The organism is Rhodococcus sp. NPDC059968, assembly GCF_042738615.1.
Classification (GTDB): Bacteria; Actinomycetota; Actinomycetes; order Mycobacteriales; family Mycobacteriaceae; genus Rhodococcus_F.
Genome location: NZ_JBHWUE010000021.1, coordinates 17,796 through 37,896, shown reverse-complemented (window position 1 = coordinate 37,896; position 20,101 = coordinate 17,796). Strand labels below are relative to the sequence as shown.

The window sequence follows — 20,101 nt, the reverse complement described above, 5'->3', positions numbered from 1 at the left end:
TGTGGCACCAGTGCAAGGGTTCGATGGCTCAATTGTGGTGCCATGTGGCACCGAGTAGTGACTCTCGGAGGGAAAGTGCTGGTCAGAAGCGGGTGCGGTGGAACGCAACGTCGCACGGACCGGGACCGTCATGACCTCCGATCAGACTTGCCCCAAGGTCAACGGTGACGGTCGAGCGCCGTCCACGTCCGTGATGTCATAGCGTTCGGCCATGGCGGCCGCGACCAGAACCTGTCCGGACGTCGTCATTATCTGGGGATCGGCGGCCAGCGCGGCGACGACACGGCCGATGAACTGTGGTGACTCGGAGTTCGACAGGTCGAGGTACGCCGCGGCCTCCATCACCTTCTCCGTCCGAACGAGACCCGGATAGAGCGAGACCACGGCGATGTCGTGTGGCCGGAGCTCATGCGCCATGTCAGCGGACAGCTTGTCGGTCGCGGCCTTCGAGACGCCGTACGGCACATTCGCGATGTGCTTCTGCGCGGCCCAGAACGAGATGTTCACGATGAGCCCGGCTCGCTGGGGGACCATCATGCGGGCCGCGAATGTGCCGGCGACGTAGTGCGCTCGGACCCCGGCGGCGAACATCGCATCCCATCGCCAGATCGGTTGCTCCCAGAAGGGTAGGCCCCACGTGAACCGGCCGTTGTCGACCATGCGCTCGTAGCCACCCCACACGTTGTTCACGAGAAGATCGAGCCGCCCCGCCTCCGCGGTCACGCGGCGAAAGACAGCGGAGACCTGTTCGTCATCGGTGTGATCGCAGGTGGCCGGGATGCAGCCGGCAGGCAAGTGCGCGGCGTGCACCGTGCGTCCGGTGACGTACACCGTCGCTCCGGCCGACGCCAGATGTTCCGCTATGCCTCGACCCACTCCGCGGCTGCCGCCGGTCACGAGCGCGACCTTGCCGTCGACCAGGTGATCGTCCATGAGTACGAATGTCGTGGACCGGGTGGCGTGTGTCAACGGTCGCTTCCGGGGTGGGTGGGCGACCAGATCCACGCCCTCGTCGACGGCACCCGCGCTGAACAGTGGCCTGCGAATAACGGCCGGAACCTCCCTGGGCGGCGACAGTCTGCGCCTAGAATCCCAGTGAGCAGCGACTCCCACTCGACCTCTGCGTACGAAGGGATCGACCCCATGAGCTTGTCGACTCGAAGCCGGCTGCGTCGAACGGCCGCCGCGCTCAGCATCGTTCTCGCCCTTGCCACCGTTTCTTGCGGATCGGACGATCGCAGCGGCGAACAGCAAGCAGCGGAGCACGGTCCTGACGTCGTGCACACCGACGATCCCGAGGTCGACAAGGTCGTCGATATCGTTCGCGACAAGCTGACGGAGCTCGATCTCAGCGGCGCCGTATTCGGCGTATGGCGCGGCGACGAGGAGATCGTCGCCGGAGCAGTGGGGGAGTCCCCGCTCGGCGTTCCCGCGACGCGTGACATGCAATTGCGAGTCGGCCAACCGATGGAACCGATGTTGTCGACAGTTCTGTTGCAGCTGGGCGAGGCCGGAACGCTGAGCCTGGACGAGCCGATCGCCAAGTGGGTGCCCGACTTTCCGCGGGCCGACAAGATCACCCCGCGGATGCTCGCCAACAGCACCACCGGCATTTCGGACTACGTGACCAACCCCGATTTCCTGAAGATCTTCTACGCCAATCCGATCAAAGGCTTTACGTCTCAGGAGATCTTCGACTTGGCCAACGCCCGCCCGCCGCTGTTCGAACCGGGGACCAGCTTTGCCTACGCGCACAGCGATCTGTGTCTGCTCGGTGTGGTGCTCGAGAAGGCGGCGGGAAAGCCCTTGGGCGACCTGCTGAAGGAGCGGATCTTCACGCCGCTCGGGATGGACGCGAGCAGCGTGGTGCTGACACCCCAGATGAGTGAACCGATCCTGCACGGCTATACCAACGAACGTGGCGTCTTCGAGGACTCCACGTTCTGGAATCCCACGGCGTTCCTCAACAGCGGCAACATGAACTCCACGGTGGCCGATGTCGCTCGGTGGGTTCGTGCGCTCGCCACCGGCGAACTCCTGTCCGACACGGCGTTCACGGAGATGATGGCGGACAAGACCGCCGGGCTGGGCCCGCTGACGGCGGACAAGTACTTCGCATTCGGAACCGTTCACTTGGGCAGCTGGCTGCTCATGAACCCGGCATTCGGGGGCTACAACGGCATCGCTCTCTACGAAACGGAGTCCAAGACCACCATCATCGTTTACGTCACGCTCGGACCGACGGCCAACGCAAACGCCAATAACGCTGTGCCGATCGGCAAGGATATCGGTGCCCTCCTCCTCCCCGACAACCCGCCGAAGGTGCCCTGACCGAACCGGCACCTACTTGGTCGGCCGTCCACACGAGCAATCTCGCCACACCGACAACGAGGTGGTCCACTACGGCCTTCGCCAGAACAGATGGTGGGTCACGCCACTGGGGCTTGGAACCACCTCGAGGTGGAACCGGTCACGCAGCTCATCAGGTGATTCCCACAGACGCGCCCCGGATCCGAGTTCGGCCTGCGAGACCGCCACGTGCATGGTGTCGACGAGGTCGGCGTCGACGAAGTGGAATGTGGTGTCGCCGAGGGTGAACGACGGACGCGTGTGGTGGGTCAGCACGAACACCGGGGTGTGGAACGGGGGCTCGTCGCCCCACCAGCCAAGCCAGTCGTGGTCATGCCAGGGACCGCGCTGCGGGCCGAATTTGTTGCGGCCCATGATCTCGGCGCCGATGTTGCGGGCGAAGTCTCGCGTGAAGTAGTCGTCGAGGCCGCGGCTACCGCCAGGGTCGGTTCGCATGGGCCAGCTCGCCGTGGCTCCGGCCCAGGCGAACATTTTCCCAGGATCGGCATGGCCGAACGGCCTCTCGAGACTCTGATGTTCGCCGGCGCCGAATCCGTCGCGCGAGACGGTGAAGTTCTGGACTCTCAGCAGCTGATTCACTCGGTGGGCCTCCTGCGCTCTTGATCATGGTGGGACCGAAATCTCGACCTCTCCGGATTGGGACGTGCTATCGGACGTCGTAGGTGAGCTGCACCATGCCGTTGCCGAACCGGCGTTCCCGCGTGAGCGACAGAGACGCTCGGACCTTGTCGGGCAGCACTCTCGTTCCCGCTCCGACGGTGATCGGGCACATCAACAGCTCGAACCACATCGACGACACCGGCCCTACACTCGCACCATGACCACGGTCCGGCCCGCACTCGCCCGCCGCCGTGCTCACGTCGGCGGTGAGCGCGGCAATGACTTCCTCGTCGGGTACCGCCCACGAGAAGTCGCCCTGGGCATCGGTGTTGAAACCGTCGAGAGATGACGCGACTGAGTAGACGACACGGCCCATAGGTCGAGGATAGGGCAGGCCCTGTCCTTTGAAGATCCTGGCGGCGCCCGGCGGGTGTGTCCGGTGTCCCTCGACCGCCGATGCCCGGAACATCCTCCACTTTCGCCACCGATCGCGAAGTGGTTCCTCGTCGGCGCATCCGTGAAAGCCGTTGTCGCTGACGTTAACCGGCATCCTGTTGAGCGGCGAGTTGCACCCTGATCCGCGACGTCGCGTTGATCAACGACTCATTGTTGACGGCGGCCGCATCGTCGGCGTCACCCTTGCGGGCGGCCTCGACGAGACGTTCCTGGTATCTCCACAACGAGTCGTCTCCCGGCGTGTCCAGGGTGCCCTGCGCGCCGACGATCTTGTAGGCACGGCAGTGCTGCCACAGGTTACGGATGGAATCGACCAGCACAGGGTTCGCTGCTGCTTCGTAGAGAATGGTCAACAGCGCCTCGTCGTGATCGAGGAGCGCGACCACCCGCCGTTCGGCGATGGCGGTCTGCATGAGCTCGTACTCGGTTTGCATTCGGTCGACGTCCGCGGGGCTGATCTGCTGGGCGCCCAATCGTGCGGCCTCCACCTCGAGCAACCGTCGTACGTCGTAGACGTGGACCAGTTCGGCCAGGGTCAGGCCTTTCACGACCGCGCCCTTGTGGGGGACCCGCTCGGCCAGACCGGCTTCCTCGAGCCGCCGGATCGCCTCGCGCACCGGCATCACGCTGGTCCCGACCTGCGCGGCAATGTCGCGAATGCGCAGGCGGGCGCCGGCAGGCAGATCACCGTTCATGATCGCCTCGTGGATCGTCTCGTAGACCTGGTCGGTCAACAGGGACGTTTCGGCGCGCTTCGTCATGACCACAGCTCAAATATAAACCGCACGAGGGGCACACCCGTGTGCCCGACGAAATGCGCGAGTCTGCGAGCCGCGCCCCACACCGGTGCGGCGACACACCGGCAGCCTGAGTTGGTCGTGCGTCCAGAGCGTTTACGCTCGTCGGAGGTGCTCGGGGCGGAGTGACGGACGGCGGGTGGGCTGTGAAACACAGGGCGCGTAGATCAACTCTGGCGGTGGTGACGGCGGTGGCCGCGGTACTGACACCGATCGCGGCGTCGGCTCCGGCGACAGCCGACCCGGCCGGGTTCACCAAGACCACGCTCCACTTCCAGACGCTCGTCGGACCGAACCGCGACGAACCGTGCGACGTCATCGGTGACGTGTACAAGCCCGATTCGGCGTCTCCGTCCAATCGCGTGCCCGCCGTCCTCACCACCAACGGCTTCGGCGGTTCCAAGAACGATCAGGCCGGTATCGCCTCGTTCCTCGCGTCCCGCGGCTACGCGGTGCTGGCGTATTCCGGGCTGGGCTTCGGCGGTTCCGGCTGCAAGATCCACATGGACAACCCCGATTACGACGGGCGTGCGGCGAGCGAACTGGTGAGCTTCCTCGGTGGACGCGACGGGATGGCGTTCGTCGATCCCGCGCACACCGTTCCCGTCCCCGGACTCGACTACGTGGTGCAGGACGCGACCGCTCACCACGGCGCCGCCGAGGCGCACGACCCGCGGGTCGGTATGGTCGGCGGCTCCTACGGCGGGGCCGTGCAGTTCGCCGCGGCCTCGGTGGACCCCCGGATCGACACGATCATCCCGATGATCACGTGGAACGACCTCAGTTACTCGCTCGCACCCAACGGCACCGACCAGACAACCGGGGTCAGTACGTCGGTTCCCGGTGCGTCGAAGGTGGTGTGGTCGCTCATGTTCGGGGCCGTCGGCGTGACCAACCCCCGGGCCGAGGGCTACGCGCAGGACCCCGCGCGGGCCTTGGGTTGCCCCAATTTCGCCGACCCCGCATGTCCCGCGTTGGCGCAGTCCGCGGTGCAGGGCTACCCGGATCCGGGGTCCGTCGACTTCCTGCGCCGATCCTCCGTGGTGTCGTACGCGGACCGCGTGAAGATTCCGGCGTTGATCATGCAGGGCCAGCAGGACACCCTGTTCGACCTCAACGAAGCGAAAGCCACGTTCGAGGCGCTGCAGGCGCAGGGCAACGACGTGAAGATGATCTGGCACAGCTGGGGGCATTCCGATCTCACTCCCGCCGAGGGCGAGATCAGCATGAAGGACCCGAACCCCGACACCCAGTACGAGACGGGCCGGATGATCGACTGGTTCGACCACTACCTGAAGGACAGCGGGGTCGACACCGGACCGGTGTTCAGCTACTTCCGCAACTGGGTCGACTACACCGGCAACGCCGCGCCCGCGTACGCCGAATCGTCGGATATCGCGGTGGGCCAGGACTATTTGCTCCACCTCTCCGGTAACGGCACGCTGACCGACCGCCTCGACGACATCGTTCCCGGCGCGCAGACGCTGAACACGCTGCCGGGCGGTCTCCCCACCGACCGGGAGGCGCCGGACACCCGGCCGGAGAACCAGGTCCCGCAGGGCGTGATCTCCGGCACCCAGGCCGAGTGGTCGTCCGGCATCCTCGACGCCCCGCTGGACGTGGTGGGAGCCCCGACGCTCGACGTCCGCGTCACGGCCGCCCCCGCGGTCGCCGGTGTCGAGGACTCGGTCGTGGTCTTCGCGAAGCTGTACGACGTGGCTCCCGACGGCACGGAAACGCTGATCAACGGACAGGTCGCTCCGGTACGCATCGTGGCGCCGGGTGAGCCCGTGCAGGTCACGATGCCGGCCATCGTCCACCGCTTCGGCGAGGGACACCGCGTCCGCCTCGTGGTGTCCGGGGGAGACCCGAGCTTCCGCGGAAGTCTGGTGCCGCACCAGGTCACCATCGCGACGGGCGACCCTGCTCAGGCACTGGTGCTGCCGGTGACCGGCAGCTGAGGCCCGGGCTCACCCGGGCCGTCCAGGTCACTCGCGCATGAGCATCAGGGCGGCCTCCCGCTCGAGATCGAGATACGGTTCGCCGCTGACGTCGACCGCGACCCGATTGATCGTGCCACCGGTGAAGCGGTGAGGTGATTCGCCGGGGTAGTCCTCGGTGATCGGCTCGCCCGGGTGCCGACCGACGTACAGCCCCGCACCTGCGATCGCGAACGCCCCCATCTGGGTCTTGATCCGGCCTTCTCCGACCTTTCGATCCGCGTGGAAGAGGGACAGGATTCCCTCGGTAGAAGTGGGCTCCTGCCCGTCCTTGTCGAACGAGGCGGACAGGATCAGGTCCGTTCCGGTGGGGATGTCCTCGGAGCCGACGATCATCTGTTCCTCGCTGCCCACGAAGTTGTTGACGTAGTGCAGCCGGTTGTTCTTCACATACAGTGCGTGGCCCCCGAAACGGGATCCGATCGCGAAGAGCACGCCCTCAGCTCCCGGCGCGGGGATGTCGACGAGCGCACCGATCACGAACGACCGGCCGCGTGTGTTGACCGCTTGCCACTCGGACACGGCGGCGGTGTCCGGGTAGTACACGTATCGGCCTCGGGCCGCTGTCAGTTGGGGTCGGGGCGTGCCCATGATCTCGACGGCTGATCGATCGTCCAGTGGAAACGCTCCGTTCGCACCGGCTTCGGCGAACCAGATGTTCACCATCTCCCGCAGCTTGTCGGGATGCTCCGCTGCCAGGTTGTTCACTTCGGCGCGGTCGACGTCGGTGTGGTACAGCTCCCATTCGTCCTCGTTGAAGTGGCCCCAGCCTGCAATGGTCGGATGTGTCGTGACGGCCTTCCAGCCTTCGTGCCAAATCGACCGCGAGCCGAGCATCGAGTAGAACTGCGACTTCCGCTCCGACGGCGAGGACTTGTCGTCGATGCTGCTCCGCATACTGACGCCGTCGAATGGGCTCTGGACATGGCCCTTGATGGTCTCGGGGGCGTCGACCCCGACCATGTCCAGGATCGTCGGCACGAGGTCGATCGCGTGATGGTACTGGTCCCGGATCTCGTTCCGAGCCTTGGTTCCCGCCGGCCACGAGATGATGCAGGGGTCGGCAGTTCCGCCGTTGAACTCGTAGCGCTTCCACATCTTGAACGGGGTGTTGAACGCCATCGCCCAGCCGTTGGGATAGTGGTTGTAGGTTTTGGGTCCGCCGAGATCCTCGAGTTTCGCGAGGTTCTCCGCGAGATCGTCCGGGATGCCATTGGCGAACTTCATCTCGTTGACGGAGCCGTTCGGGCCACCTTCGCCGCTCGCGCCGTTGTCGGAGACCACCACGATCACGGTGTTTTCCAATTGCTCGGTGTACTCCAGATAGTCGAGCAGGCGACCGATGTGATGGTCGGCGTGGGCCAGGAAGCCGGCGTAGACCTCGGCCATCCGCGCAAAGAGGCGCTTCTCGTCGTCGTTCAGCGTGCTCCACGGGCGGGTGTAGTCGAGTTCCGGGAACGGTTCGCCCGCGGGTCCCGACCGGGTCTCGGGAGTGCCGATAGGGTTGATCGGCGGAAGTTCGGTGTCTGCCGCGACGATGCCCAGTTCCTTCTGACGGGCGAGGGTCTGTTCGCGGATCGCGTCGTAGCCCATGTCGAACTTGCCCGCGAACTTCTCGATCCATTCCTTCGGGGCGTGGTGCGGCGCATGGCACGCGCCGGGCGCGTAGTAGAGGAAGAACGGCTTATCCGGCGCGATCGCCTTGGCGTCCTTGATGAACTCCAATGCCTTGTCGGTGACGTCCTCGGTGAGGTGGTAGCCCTCCTCCGGTGAACGTGGCTGATCGACCGGGTGATTGTCGTAGACCAGATCCGGATACCACTGGTTGGTCTCCGCGCCGAGGAAGCCGTACCAGCGCTCGAAGCCGCGCCCGCTCGGCCAGTTCCGGCGGGTGGCTGCCAGGTTCATCTCATCGGTCGGGCACAGGTGCCATTTGCCCACCATGTAGGTGTTCCAGCCGCGCTCGGCGAGCATCTCCGAGAGCATGCCGTTCTCCGGCGGGATGGTGCCACTCGCGTTGGGGAATCCGATCGCAGCCTCGGTGATGCAGGCCATGCTGTTGCGCGTGTGGTTGCGTCCCGTCAGCAGACAGGAGCGCGTGGGTGAGCACAGCGCGGTGGTGTGCCATTGGGTGTACCGAACACCCTTGGCGGCGATCCGGTCGATGTTCGGCGTTTCGATCGGCCCGCCATAACAGCGCATCGCCGAGAAGCCGACGTCATCGAGGACGACATAGACGACGTTGGGCGCATCGTCGGCAGCCTTGGGTGGCTCGAAGGGGGACCAGTCCGGAACCGAGTCGCGAATGTCGACGTTGACGACACCCCGAAATGGCTTGCCCATGGCACGTCTCCTCACCTGTAGTCCTGGGTTTCAGCGTCGACCGCCGCGCCGCCGGGAACCTCACCCGACACGGGTGAACCCGGTGAGCGCCGGACCGTGGCGGGGCCCTCCGAGAACGGAGAGCGAAGTGATTGACATCACACGAGGGGTGGGATCACACTGGAGCCCTCATTTGAACCCGATGTCAAGATCAATATTGCGTCGGCTGGTGGAGAGGAACCGCAGGTGACCAAGCTCGGAGGGGTGTGCGACAAGCGCTTCACGGCGTTGCAGGAGGCGCTGAAGGACAATCTCGACTCCGGTGAGGAACTCGGCGCGTCGATCGTCGTTGCTCTCGACGGAAAGCCGGTGGTCGACATGTGGGGCGGATGGTCCGACACCGATCACACCACCGAATGGGAGCGCGACACCATCACCAACGCGTGGTCGTGCACCAAGACGGTCACTGCGCTCGCCGCACTGATGCTCGTCGATCGCGGACTGCTGGACGTGTACGCGCCCGTCGCGAAGTACTGGCCGGAATTCGCCGCGGCCGGCAAGGAACGCGTCGAGGTCCGCCATCTCCTCTCGCATACGTCGGGTGTCTCGGGATGGGATCAGCCGATCACGGTCGAGGACACCTTCGACCTCGTCGAGTCGACGAAGCGGCTGGCCGCACAGGCGCCGTGGTGGGAGCCGGGAACGGCGTCCGGATATCACGCCTTGAACTACGGTCACCTGATCGGCGAGGTCGTGCGTCGGGTCGACGGACGCACGCTCGGACGTTTCGTTGCGGAGGAGATCGCCGGGCCGCTGGGGGCCGACTTCCACATCGGACTGGACCCGTCGGAGTTCGGCCGCGTGTCGAACGTGGTCCCGCCGCCGCCGTTGCCGATCGACCTGGCCTCCCTCGACCCCCACAGCGTCATCGTCAGGACGTTCACCGGCCCCGGACCGGACGCCTCGGCGTCCTGGTCCGACGAGTGGCGCAAGGCGGAGAACGGCGCGGCCGGTGGTCAGGGCAACGCCCGGTCGCTCGCCCGGATCCAGTCCGTCGTGGCCTGCGGGGGCGAACTCGACGGCGTCCGCCTACTGTCGCCGGACACCATTTCCCTGATCTTCGAGGAGCAGTCGAACGGCGTGGATCTGGCCCTGGGACAACCGATTCGATTCGGCATCGGTTACGGCCTGCCGACGCCCGTATCCGTGCCGTTCGTCCCCGAGGGGCGCATCTGCTTCTGGGGTGGCTGGGGCGGCTCCCAGGTCGTCGTCGACACCGAACGCCGGATGACCATGACGTACGTGATGAACAAGATGGGCCCGGGACTTCTCGGCTCAGACCGGACCGCCCAATACGCGACGGCGACGTTCGATGCGCTGAGCTGACGCGCCCGCCCGGGGTGTGATCAGGACGCCAGCCCCTTGTCCTGCAGCCATTCCCGGGCGATGTCGCCCATGTCCTCGAGGTCGGCAACTCGCTCGTTCATCTCGATGAGATCTTCGGTCGTCAAAGCGGCCGACACGTCGGCCAGGACTCCGCGGACGTCGTCGCCTGCCTTGTTCTCGTTGATGATCGGTGTGATGTTCTCCGCGAGGAACAGGTGTTTGGTGTCCTCGAGTGCCACGAGGTTCTCCGAACGCATCGCCGGGTCGGTGCTGAACACGTCCGCCACTTGAATCTGACCGCTGAGCAGGGCGTTGAGCGTCAAGGGACCGCCGGCGTCGAGTGCCAGGAACTCCTTGAACGTCAGGCCGTACCTGTCCGTCAGCCCGGCGACGCCGTTCTCCCGGGTCTTCCATTCGGGCGGGCCGCCGAGGGTCAGCTCGTCGGCGTGGGGCACGAGGTCCTCGATCGTCTCGAGCGAGTACTCGTCCGCCGTCTCCTGTCGCACGGCGAGAACGTCCTTGTCCTCGGCGGGGGACGGTTCGAGTGCGATGAGCCCGGCGGGCAGCTTGGCCTTGATCTCCTCGGTCACCTCGTCCGACGCGGTTGCGGTGGTGGCGCTGTCGAGGTACTGGAGCAACGCACCCGAGTATTCGGGCAGCAGGTCGATGGAGCCGTCCCGGATGGCCGGGACGTACACCTCCCGGCTCCCGATGTTGAGCTTCTCGGTGACGTCGATGCCGTTCGCGCGCAGCGCCTCCGCGTAGATCGTCGCGATCAGCTGGCTTTCGGGGAAGTCCGCGGAGCCGACGACGAGGGCACCGTCACTGCTTCCGCCGTCGTCGGACGCCAACGGGTCCTTGCCGATCCCGCACGCCGTCAACGACAGCAGGGTGGCGCCGGTCAGCGCGACGATCAATGCCTTCTTCATGATGATGTCCTTCAGATCAGCGAGGGCTCGGGAGCGGATGTGGGCCGGGCCGCGACGGCGGTGTCTTCGGAACCGGATCGCTTCTTCGCGCCGCTCCTTTCGCGTCGCGTCAGACCGGGTGAGACGACCCGAACCGTGAGGAATCCGATCGCCAGGTCGAATGTGAGCGCGAGGAGGGACACGAGGACCGCTCCGGCGGCCATCTGCGCGTAGTCGCTCTGCGCCTTGCCGTCGATGAGGAGACGTCCCAGTCCGCCCAGCGAGATGTACGCGGCGACGGTCGCCGTCGAGACGATCTGCAGCACCGCGCTGCGCACACCCGACAGCATCAGCGGCAGCGCGCACGGCATCTCCACCTCGGTGAGGATGCGCATCGACCGGAACCCCATGCCTCGCGCAGCGTCCACGGCGGCCTGGTCGACCGAGCGAATACCCGCGTACGTATTGGTGAGTATTGGTGGGATGGCCAGCAGCACCAGCACGATCAGGCTGGGAATCAGATAGGCCAGCTTGGTCGAGAACGACGGCGCGATGACCAGCACCAGCAGAATCAGCAAGCCGATGGTGGGAAGGGCGCGCAGCGAGTTGGCCAGGCCCGCGACGACGACCGCTCCGCGACCGGTGTGCCCGATGTACAGACCGAGCGGAACCGCGATCAGTGCCGCCGCGAACAGGGCGAGGAACGTGTACATCAGGTGCTGGAGGAGGAGAGCGGGAATGCCTTCGGGCCCGGTCCAATGAGCACCGTCGAGCAGAAAGTCGATCATGATGAGACCACCTTCGGGGTCCACGGTGTGAGTAACCGATTGGCGAGCACGATGAGCAGGTCGAGAACCAGAGCCAGCAACAGGCAGAGCGCGATACCGGCGATGATCGGTGTGTAGAAACGCAACTGGAAGCCCTGGGTGAACAGCGAACCGATCTGCGGGATCCCGAGCAGCGCGGCGAGAGAAACGAGGCTGACGTTCGACACGACAGCGACGCGCAGGCCGGCGCAGATGACGGGAACACCCACCGGCAGCTGGACTTTCAGCAGCGTCTGGTACGGCCGGTAGCCCATCGCCGTTGCGGCGAGCACAGTCTCCTTCGGCACCGAATCCAGGGCGTCGGCGATGACGCGCACGAGCAGGGCGACGGTGTAGATCGTCAGCGCGACGACGATGTTCATCGGATCGAGGATCTTCGTTCCGAGGATCGGCGGGAGCAGGACGAACAGCGCCAGCGACGGGATCGTGTAGAGCAGGCCGGCCGTCCCCACCACATAGGGGTTGATCCGGCGACTGCGATGCGCCAGCCAGCCGATCGGCAACGCGACGATCACACCGACGACGAGCGGCACGAGCGAGAGCAGGATGTGCCAGCCGACCAGTTCGGCGATGCGATCGGACTGGCGGACGAGCCATTCGACGTTCATCGGGCCATCGCCTCCGCCGCCACCAGATCCGCCGACTCGATCGCCGCCACCGCCGCATGTGCCGTCACGGTTCCCACGAGCACACCGTCGCCGTCGACGACGACACCGCGTTTGCTGGGTGCGGACAAGGCGGCATCGAGCAGTGCCCGCATCGTCCCGTGCGCATCGGCGACCGTCCCGCTGAGATTCACGTCGTCCGGGCGAATGCGGTCGACGACCTTCGCCGGTTGCACCCAGCCGATCGGTTTGTTCGCCGGGTCGACGACGAGCAACCAGTCGTCCGTGGTCCGCGTGAGGGCGTCGGACGCCGAATCGCCGAGACGAGCAACGGGTTCGGCGACCGTCTCCACGCGGCCGCCGAGGTTCGAGAAGCCCAGCGAACGGTAGCCGCGGTCGCGTCCGACGAAGTCGGCGACGAACTCGTCGGCGGGTTCGGTCAGCAACTCCAGCGGCGTCGCGGCCTGCGCCAGGATCCCGCCGGTTCGCAACACGACGACCTGGTCGCCGAGCTTGAGGGCCTCGTCGATGTCATGTGTGACGATGATGATCGTCTTGCCGATCTCCTTCTGCAGTCTCAGGAATTCGTCCTGCAGCTGGCTCCGGACCACCGGGTCGACAGCGCTGAACGGTTCGTCCATCAACATGAAAGCCGGGTCCGCGGCGAGGGCGCGCGCGACCCCCACTCGCTGCTGCTGGCCACCCGAGAGCTGCCACGGGTACCGGTCCGCGAAGTTCGCCGCGAGACCGACGGTCTCGAGCAGCTCCATCGCCCGGGTTCGTGCCTCCTTCTTCGTCTTTCCCAGCAACCTCGGCATCGTCGCGACGTTGTCGACGATGGTGCGATGCGGGAACAGTCCGGCGTGCTGGATGACGTACCCGATCCGCCTTCGCAAAAGTGCCGGATCCATGTCCGCCGTGGATTCGCCGTCGAGGGAGATGGTTCCGGACGTCGGTTCGATCAGCCTGTTGATCATCCGAAGCGAGGTCGTCTTGCCGCATCCCGACGGGCCGACGAGTGCTGTGATCTTCCCGCTCGGGCACTCGAGGTCCAGTTCCTTCACTGCTGTCGTGCCATCCGGGTACGCCTTGGTGACTTTGTCGAATGTGATCATCCGCGTGCTACTTTCGTGTAATCCGAGGTGTAGACACACTCGGAAGTTCGGTGTCGTGGGACTGCTTTACCGACTTGCGTCTTTCTCCGGATTCGGCATCTGTTCGAGAAACTTCACCGCTGCTTTCAGGTCGTCGCTCAGAGGACGGTCGGTCGTCCGCGGGTCCAGGCACCCGCGCGCCCGGTCCAGGTATGCGCCGAGTTCGGTGGTCGTGTCGAGAACGTGGTTCTGCTGGCCGAGGGCGCGCACCGCGGAGATCAGTTCGCACGCGAGAACGATGCGAGACTGCGCGAGGATGTCGGTGAGCTGGGTGGCGGCCTGCGACGCGAAGCTCGCGTGGTCCTCGGTTCCGCGTGAGATCACGGTGTGTCCGAGGGACCCCGGCGCCGCGGCCATCCGGATCTCGGCGATGGCCGCGGACGTCGTGTACTCCAGCAGCATGGTGCCGCTGCTGCCCGCCGGACCGTCGGCCAGGAACGGCCGGAGACCGGTGACCACTGGATCCGAGAGATTGGCAAGCCTGCACTGCGACAACAACGCTGCGCTCGACAGCGCGAGTTTCGCCTCGTCCACGGCGAGGGCGATCGGCATTCCGTGGAAGTTTCCGTTGTGGAACACGGCGTCGTCCTCGACGGAGATGAGGGGGTTCTCGGAGGACGAGTTCATCTCGATCGCGAGCGTGCCCCGCAACCGCTGTAGCGCCTGCCAGGTCGCCCCGAGGATCTGCGGCAGGGCGCGGAACCCGTAGGAATCCTGCACGCGGGCAGCCTGTACGTGCTGGCCCGCGAGGAGCTCCCGGACCCGGCCGGCTACCTCTTCCTGACCGAGGTGCCTGCGGGCAGCCTGCACCCGTGCCGCGAACGGTTCGACGGAACTGCGCGTCGCCAGCAGCGACAGCACACCGACGATCAGCGAGTGCTCCAGCCAGTTCGAGACGCTGTCGGTGGCCGTCGCCGCGAGCGCGACCGTCATCGCGTTGGTCGAGATCAGGGGGAGTGCGTCACCCTGGTGTGCGGTCCACCGGGTGACGAACCGACCGTCCCGCAGCGCTGCCTCGCCCATCAACCCGAGCGCGATCTCGGAGAACGCGCTGAGGTCGCCGGTGCCGATCGCCCCGCGAGCGTGCACGGTGGGCTGTTCGTCCGCCGTGATGGCATCGATCAGCGCGGTCACGATGTCGGGGTGCAGACCGGATCCGCCGTTGAGAATCTGGTTGACGCGAATGATCATGGCGGCTCGGACGACGTGATCCGGCAGCGAGGGGCCCGAGCCCGTGGCGTGGCTGCGGAGAAGTCGAAGGTCCTGCTCGACGCCGTCGGAGACGGAGGTGTCCCGGTTGCCCCCGACGCCCGTCGTGCGTCCGTAGATGGGCTGCCGTTCGGCGATGCGCACGGCCGTCTCCCACGAACGACGTGCATGGTCGAGCGCTGCGGGGTCGGGCTCGACCACGACGGGCTCCCGGGCGAGCGCCGTGAGCTGATCGACGGTGAGCTGGGCACCGTCGAGCACCACCGGAAGGGGCGGGTGCGGTTCCTCGGTCGAGCTGGAATCTCTCCGGGTCATCAGAACTCCGTGATCGATGTGGTGTGCCTCACTCTTCGAGATGTATAGTCCTGTATATACCGCGACGTGTCAACCGTCAGTTTCCTGCCATGACCTCTGCCGCAAGACCACAGTGAGCGGCTGGCATTCCGGCTAGGTCAACCTCTCACTTCGATCAGTCCCTCCGTGATCTTCCGGAACGTAGGGTCTCGGGAGAGGTGCATATATGGCCATGCATCGATCCCGCTATGACTGATCGACCGAAGGAATGAGTCCAATGCCGCAGCAGGTACGAGGCGTCATCGCCCGCTCCAAGGGTGCCCCCGTCGAGATCGCGACCGTCAACATCCCGGACCCCGGTCCCGGAGAGGTGGTAGTCGACATCGCGGCATGCGGCGTGTGCCACACGGACCTCACCTACCGCGACGGCGGGATCAACGACGAGTTCCCATTCCTGCTGGGCCACGAGGCTTCCGGAATCGTCGAGAGTGTCGGCGAAGGCGTCACGTCCGTGGCGGTCGGCGACTTCGTGGTCCTGAACTGGCGCGCCGTCTGCGGACAGTGCCGCGCCTGTAAGCGCGGACGCCCGCAGTACTGCTTCGATACGCACAACGCTGCACAGAAGATGACGCTCGAGGACGGCACCGAACTGTCTCCCGCCCTGGGGATCGGCGCGTTCGCCGACAAGACGCTCGTCCACGCCGGACAGTGCACCAAGGTGGATGCCTCCGCCGACCCGGCAGTCGTCGGACTGCTCGGCTGCGGCGTGATGGCCGGCCTCGGTGCCGCCGTGAACACCGGCAACGTGGGGCGCGGCGACACCGTCGCCGTCATCGGCTGCGGTGGCGTCGGCGACGCCGCGATCATGGGTGCCCGCTTGGCCGGCGCCGTGAAGATCATCGCGATCGACCGGGACGACAAGAAGCTCGAATGGGCCAAGGACCTGGGCGCGACGCACACGATCAACGGCGCCGACGTCGATGCGGTCGAGGCCGTGCAGGAACTCACCGGCGGATTCGGCGCCGATGTCGTGATCGACGCGGTCGGACGGCCGGAGACGTGGAAGCAGGCGTTCTACGCCCGCGACCTCGCCGGCACCGTCGTGCTGGTCGGTGTTCCCACCCCCGACATGAAGCTCGAGATGCCGCTGATCGACTTCTTCTCCCGCGGCGGATCCCTGAAGTCGTCGTGGTACGGCGACTGCCTGCCCGAGCGCGACTTCCCGATGCTCGTCGACCTGTACCAGCAGGGCCGGCTGCCGCTGGAGAAGTTCGTCTCCGAGCGGATCAAGATCGACGAGGTCGAAGAGGCCTTCCACAAGATGCACGCCGGTGAGGTGCTGCGTTCGGTCGTCGTCCTGTGAGCGGCGAGTTCCGGATCGAACGGGTCGTCACCGAAGGCACTTTCGCCCTCGACGGTGGCGAGTGGAACGTCGACAACAACATCTGGCTGATCGGTGACGACACAGATGTCGTCATCGTCGACGCCGCCCACGCCGCACAGCCGATCATCGACGCGGTCGGCGACCGGCACGTGAACGCCGTGATCTGCACCCACGGCCACAACGACCACGTCACGGTCGCGCCCGAACTCGGCGCCCGGCTCCACGCACCGATCCTCCTGCACCCCGGGGACGACGTGCTGTGGAAGATGAGCCACCCCGAGGCCAAGTACTGGCATCTCGAGGACGAGCAGCGGATCGCCATCGCGGGCACCGAGATCCAGGTGATCCACTCACCGGGCCACTCGCCCGGATCGGTGTGCCTGTACCTGCCCGAGGCGGGGGCGCTGTTCTCCGGAGACACCCTGTTCTCCGGCGGTCCCGGCGCCACGGGCCGGTCGTACTCGGACTTCCCGACCATCATCGGGTCGATCCGCGACCGGCTGTTCGCTCTTCCCGAAGAAACGCTCGTCCACACCGGTCACGGTGACGGAACCACGATCGGCACCGAGGCCCCGCACCTCGCCGAATGGATTGCACGAGGAAACTGACTCCATGACCGACACCACCGACAGGTACACCTTCGACGAGGACGATGTCGTCGTCACGCACGAGAAATCCTATGCGGCAGGTGTTCCTGCGGTGTTGGTGTCGTTGCGTCGTGGGATCGAGCAGATGGGTCCGGTGCGCACGGCCCGGACGTTGATGAAGTTGAATCAGCGGGAGGGTTTCGACTGTCCGGGGTGTGCGTGGCCGGAGACTCCGGGGCACCGCAAGCATGCGGAGTTCTGTGAGAACGGGGCGAAGGCGGTGGCGGAGGAGGCCACGACGCGCACGGTGACGCCGGAGTTCTTCGCCGCACATTCGGTGTCGGATCTGCTGGGTCGTACCGAGTTCTGGTTGGGGCAGCAGGGCCGGTTGACGCATCCGATGGTGTTACTGCCGGGGTCGTCGCATTACGAGCCGATCGGGTGGGACGCGGCGTTCGCGATGATCGCCGGGGAGTTGCGGGCGTTGGGATCGCCGCACGAGGCGGTGTTCTACACCTCCGGCCGCACCAGCAACGAGGCCGCGTTCGTGTACCAGTTGATGATCCGGGCGTTCGGGACGAACAACCTGCCGGACTGCTCGAACATGTGCCACGAATCGTCGGGGTCGGCGTTGACCGAGACGATCGGGATCGGGAAGGGGTCGGTGTCGGTCCCGGACCTCGAGAACGCCGACCTGATCCTGATCGCCGGGCAGAACCCGGGCACCAACCACCCGCGGATGCTCTCGACCCTGGAGAAGGCGAAGGCCAACGGGGCGAAGGTGATCGCGATCAACCCGCTGCCCGAGGCCGGGCTGCTGCGGTTCAAGGACCCGCAGAAGGTGCACGGGGTGGTCGGCGACGGCGTGGCCATTGCGGACGAGTTCCTGCAGATCCGGATCGGCGGCGACCAGGCCCTGTTCCAAGGCCTGGGCCGGTTGCTGCTCGAGGCCGAGGACGCCGCGCCCGGCACGGTCCTGGACCGGGAGTTCATCGACCGGCACACCGCCGGGTTCGACGAGTGCGCGGCGCATCTGCGGCAGGTCGATCTGGACACGGTGGCGGCGGCGACCGGGCTGACCCTCGCGCAGATCCAGGCCACCGCGGACGCGTTGATCTCCTCGAAGAAGACCATCATCTGCTGGGCGATGGGGTTGACCCAGCAGACGCACGGCGTCGCGACCATCCAGGACGCGGTGAACCTGCTGCTGTTGCAGGGGATGATCGGCAAACCCGGGGCCGGGGTGTGCCCGGTGCGCGGGCACTCGAACGTGCAGGGCGACCGGACGATGGGGATCTGGGAGAAGATGCCCGAATCGTTCCTGGCCGCCCTCGACGCCGAATTCGGGATCCGGTCACCGCGGGAGCACGGCCTGGATGCGGTCGACTCGATCCGGGCGATGCGGGACGGGAAGGCGTCGGTGTTCATCGGGATGGGCGGCAACTTCGTCTCCGCGACCCCGGACACCGAGACCACCGAGGCCGCGCTGCGGGGCTGTGCGTTGACGGTGCAGGTGTCGACGAAACTGAACCGCTCGCACCTCGTCACCGGGCAGACCGCGCTGATCCTGCCCTCGCTCGGCCGCACCGACAAGGACATCCAGAACGGTCGCAAGCAGCAGGTCACGGTCGAGGACTCGATGTCGATGGTGCACCTCTCGCGCGGCAGCCTGAAGCCGGCCGGTGAGCTGTTGCGCAGTGAGGTCGCCATCGTCTGCGGGATCGCGCAGGCGATGTTCGGTCCGGATCATTCGGTGCCGTGGGCGGAATTCACCGGCGATTACGACCGGATCCGCGACAGTATTGCCCGGGTGATTCCGGGGTTCGCGGACTTCAATGCCAAGGTCCGCCGGCCGGACGGGTTCGGGTTGCCGCACCCGCCGCGGGACGAGCGCCGGTTCGTCACCGGCACGGGGAAGGCGAACTTCACGGTCAACGCACTGTCCTGGCTGCCCGTCCCGGACGGGAAGCTCATCCTGCAGACGATGCGGTCGCATGATCAGTACAACACCACCATCTACGGTCTCGACGACCGCTACCGCGGTGTGAAGGGCGGGCGGCGGGTGCTGTTCATCAGCGCGCAGGACCTCGAGTCGTTCGGATACGCCGCGGGGGATCGGGTGGATCTGGTCTCCGAGTGGACCACCCCCGACGGGACGGTGCAGGAGCGTCGCGCCGACGACTTCCGGCTGGTGCCCTACCCGACCCCGGTCGGGAACGTGGCCGCCTATTACCCGGAGACGAATCCGCTGATCCCGCTCGATCACGTGGCGGCCAAGTCGAACACCCCGGTGTCGAAGGCGATCACCATCCGCCTCGAACGGCGGCGCTGATGGGGCGTGTGACCACCCGGACCCCGATCACCCGGATCACCGACACCCGGCAGTCCACCCGCCCGGACACGGTGGTGGTGGAGGAGCCGCTCGAGATCCGGGTGAACGGGACACCGCTGGCGGTCACCATGCGCACCCCCGGCTCCGATGTCGAACTGGCGCAGGGGTTCCTGCTGACCGAGGGCATCATCGCCGACCGCGCGGACATCGCGTCGATCCGCTACTGCAACAGCGTCGACGACCACGGTGTCAACACCTACAACGTCCTCGACGTCGACCTCGCGCCGGGGGTGTTCCTGCCCGACACCGGGATCGAACGCAACTTCTACACCACCTCCTCGTGTGGGGTGTGCGGAAAGGCGTCCCTGGACGCGATCCGGCAACGGACGAAGCATTCCCCGGCCACCGACGCGGTGCGGGTGCCGGCCGCGACGATCGCGGAACTGCCCGACCGGTTGCGGGCCGCGCAACGGGTGTTCGAGACCACCGGTGGGTTGCACGCGGCCGGGTTGTTCACCCGGGCCGGGGAACTGCTCACCATCAAGGAGGACGTCGGACGGCACAACGCCGTCGACAAGCTGATCGGCTGGGCCACCGAACAGAACCGCGTCCCGCTACGGGGGAGCGTCCTGCTCGTCAGCGGCCGGGCCTCGTTCGAACTCGCACAGAAAGCGGTGATGGCCGGCATTCCCGTCCTCGCCGCCGTCTCCGCCCCGTCCTCACTCGCGATCGACCTCGCCCACGACACCGGCCTCACCCTCATCGGATTCCTCCGCGGCACCACCATGAACATCTACACCCACCCCGACCGCATCACCTGACGTGAGTGGCAAAGCGTGCGCCAGCACACTTTGCCACTCACGTGCGGGG

Annotated in this window: 17 protein-coding genes; 7 read left to right on the top strand and 10 right to left on the bottom strand. The window is 66.3% G+C overall.

Features of this window, described 5'->3' with window-relative positions; all coding sequences use genetic code 11:
• Positions 1-141: 141 nt before the first annotated feature.
• Positions 142-933, bottom strand: a complete 792-nt coding sequence (locus ACFWAY_RS18870) for an SDR family NAD(P)-dependent oxidoreductase (protein ID WP_378511644.1) — start codon at positions 931-933, stop codon at positions 142-144.
• A 210-nt stretch (positions 934-1,143) separates the two neighbouring features.
• On the opposite strand from ACFWAY_RS18870, the gene ACFWAY_RS18865 reads away from it, so the two are divergent.
• On the top strand, positions 1,144-2,331 hold the full coding sequence (locus ACFWAY_RS18865) for a serine hydrolase domain-containing protein (protein WP_378511643.1): 1,188 nt from the start codon (positions 1,144-1,146) through the stop codon (positions 2,329-2,331).
• Between the two features lie 69 nt (positions 2,332-2,400).
• On the opposite strand, the gene ACFWAY_RS18860 is transcribed toward ACFWAY_RS18865, so the two are convergent.
• The 3 genes from ACFWAY_RS18860 to ACFWAY_RS18850 form a co-directional block, all read right to left on the bottom strand.
• Positions 2,401-2,949 (bottom strand): dihydrofolate reductase family protein, encoded by a 549-nt coding sequence (locus ACFWAY_RS18860; protein ID WP_378511642.1) that lies wholly within the window; start codon positions 2,947-2,949, stop codon positions 2,401-2,403.
• Positions 2,950-3,016: 67 nt separating this feature from the next.
• Positions 3,017-3,346, bottom strand: coding sequence for a hypothetical protein (locus ACFWAY_RS18855; protein WP_378511641.1), 330 nt, complete (start codon positions 3,344-3,346; stop codon positions 3,017-3,019).
• A gap of 163 nt (positions 3,347-3,509) precedes the next feature.
• The gene (locus ACFWAY_RS18850) at positions 3,510-4,187 is read right to left on the bottom strand and encodes a GntR family transcriptional regulator (RefSeq protein WP_378456403.1); all 678 of its coding nucleotides are present in this window, start codon (positions 4,185-4,187) and stop codon (positions 3,510-3,512) included.
• 215 nt (positions 4,188-4,402) lie between these two features.
• Here ACFWAY_RS18850 and ACFWAY_RS18845 point away from each other — a divergent pair, with 215 nt between their 5' ends.
• Positions 4,403-6,184: a CocE/NonD family hydrolase gene (locus ACFWAY_RS18845; protein ID WP_378511640.1), complete on the top strand. Its 1,782-nt coding sequence runs from the start codon at positions 4,403-4,405 to the stop codon at positions 6,182-6,184.
• A 27-nt stretch (positions 6,185-6,211) separates the two neighbouring features.
• Here ACFWAY_RS18845 and ACFWAY_RS18840 read toward each other — a convergent pair whose 3' ends face one another.
• On the bottom strand, positions 6,212-8,566 hold the full coding sequence (locus ACFWAY_RS18840; protein ID WP_378511639.1) for an arylsulfatase: 2,355 nt from the start codon (positions 8,564-8,566) through the stop codon (positions 6,212-6,214).
• Positions 8,567-8,791: 225 nt separating this feature from the next.
• On the opposite strand from ACFWAY_RS18840, the gene ACFWAY_RS18835 reads away from it, so the two are divergent.
• Positions 8,792-9,931, top strand: a complete 1,140-nt coding sequence (locus ACFWAY_RS18835) for a serine hydrolase domain-containing protein (protein WP_378511638.1) — start codon at positions 8,792-8,794, stop codon at positions 9,929-9,931.
• Positions 9,932-9,951: 20 nt separating this feature from the next.
• On the opposite strand, the gene ACFWAY_RS18830 is transcribed toward ACFWAY_RS18835, so the two are convergent.
• The 5 genes from ACFWAY_RS18830 to ACFWAY_RS18810 all read right to left on the bottom strand — a co-directional run bounded on the left by ACFWAY_RS18830 (position 9,952) and on the right by ACFWAY_RS18810 (position 14,949).
• On the bottom strand, positions 9,952-10,860 hold the full coding sequence (locus ACFWAY_RS18830) for an ABC transporter substrate-binding protein (protein ID WP_378456399.1): 909 nt from the start codon (positions 10,858-10,860) through the stop codon (positions 9,952-9,954).
• An 11-nt stretch (positions 10,861-10,871) separates the two neighbouring features.
• Positions 10,872-11,627 carry an ABC transporter permease gene (locus tag ACFWAY_RS18825; RefSeq protein ID WP_378456398.1) on the bottom strand — a complete coding sequence of 252 codons (756 nt, stop codon included), beginning with the start codon at positions 11,625-11,627 and terminating at the stop codon, positions 10,872-10,874.
• Positions 11,624-12,274 (bottom strand): ABC transporter permease, encoded by a 651-nt coding sequence (locus ACFWAY_RS18820; protein WP_378511637.1) that lies wholly within the window; start codon positions 12,272-12,274, stop codon positions 11,624-11,626. The genes ACFWAY_RS18825 and ACFWAY_RS18820 overlap by 4 nt, the downstream gene beginning before the upstream one ends.
• Entirely contained in the window at positions 12,271-13,386 is a 1,116-nt protein-coding gene (locus ACFWAY_RS18815) for an ABC transporter ATP-binding protein (protein WP_378456396.1), read from the bottom strand. Before ACFWAY_RS18815 ends, ACFWAY_RS18820 begins: the two co-directional genes overlap by 4 nt.
• 66 nt (positions 13,387-13,452) lie before the next feature.
• Positions 13,453-14,949, bottom strand: a complete 1,497-nt coding sequence (locus ACFWAY_RS18810; protein WP_378511636.1) for an aromatic amino acid ammonia-lyase — start codon at positions 14,947-14,949, stop codon at positions 13,453-13,455.
• Between the two features lie 256 nt (positions 14,950-15,205).
• On the opposite strand from ACFWAY_RS18810, the gene ACFWAY_RS18805 reads away from it, so the two are divergent.
• From ACFWAY_RS18805 to fdhD, 4 genes are read left to right on the top strand one after another with little or no spacing between them, the layout of a single operon-like run.
• Complete coding sequence (locus tag ACFWAY_RS18805; protein WP_378456394.1) at positions 15,206-16,291, top strand: S-(hydroxymethyl)mycothiol dehydrogenase; 1,086 nt, start codon at positions 15,206-15,208, stop codon at positions 16,289-16,291.
• Positions 16,288-16,920: an MBL fold metallo-hydrolase gene (locus ACFWAY_RS18800; RefSeq protein ID WP_378511635.1), complete on the top strand. Its 633-nt coding sequence runs from the start codon at positions 16,288-16,290 to the stop codon at positions 16,918-16,920. Before ACFWAY_RS18805 ends, ACFWAY_RS18800 begins: the two co-directional genes overlap by 4 nt.
• Before the next feature lie 4 nt (positions 16,921-16,924).
• Positions 16,925-19,231 (top strand): FdhF/YdeP family oxidoreductase, encoded by a 2,307-nt coding sequence (locus ACFWAY_RS18795; protein WP_378511634.1) that lies wholly within the window; start codon positions 16,925-16,927, stop codon positions 19,229-19,231.
• Positions 19,231-20,052, top strand: a complete 822-nt coding sequence (fdhD, locus tag ACFWAY_RS18790; protein ID WP_378511633.1) for a formate dehydrogenase accessory sulfurtransferase FdhD — start codon at positions 19,231-19,233, stop codon at positions 20,050-20,052. The genes ACFWAY_RS18795 and fdhD overlap by 1 nt, the downstream gene beginning before the upstream one ends.
• Positions 20,053-20,101: the final 49 nt, after the last annotated feature.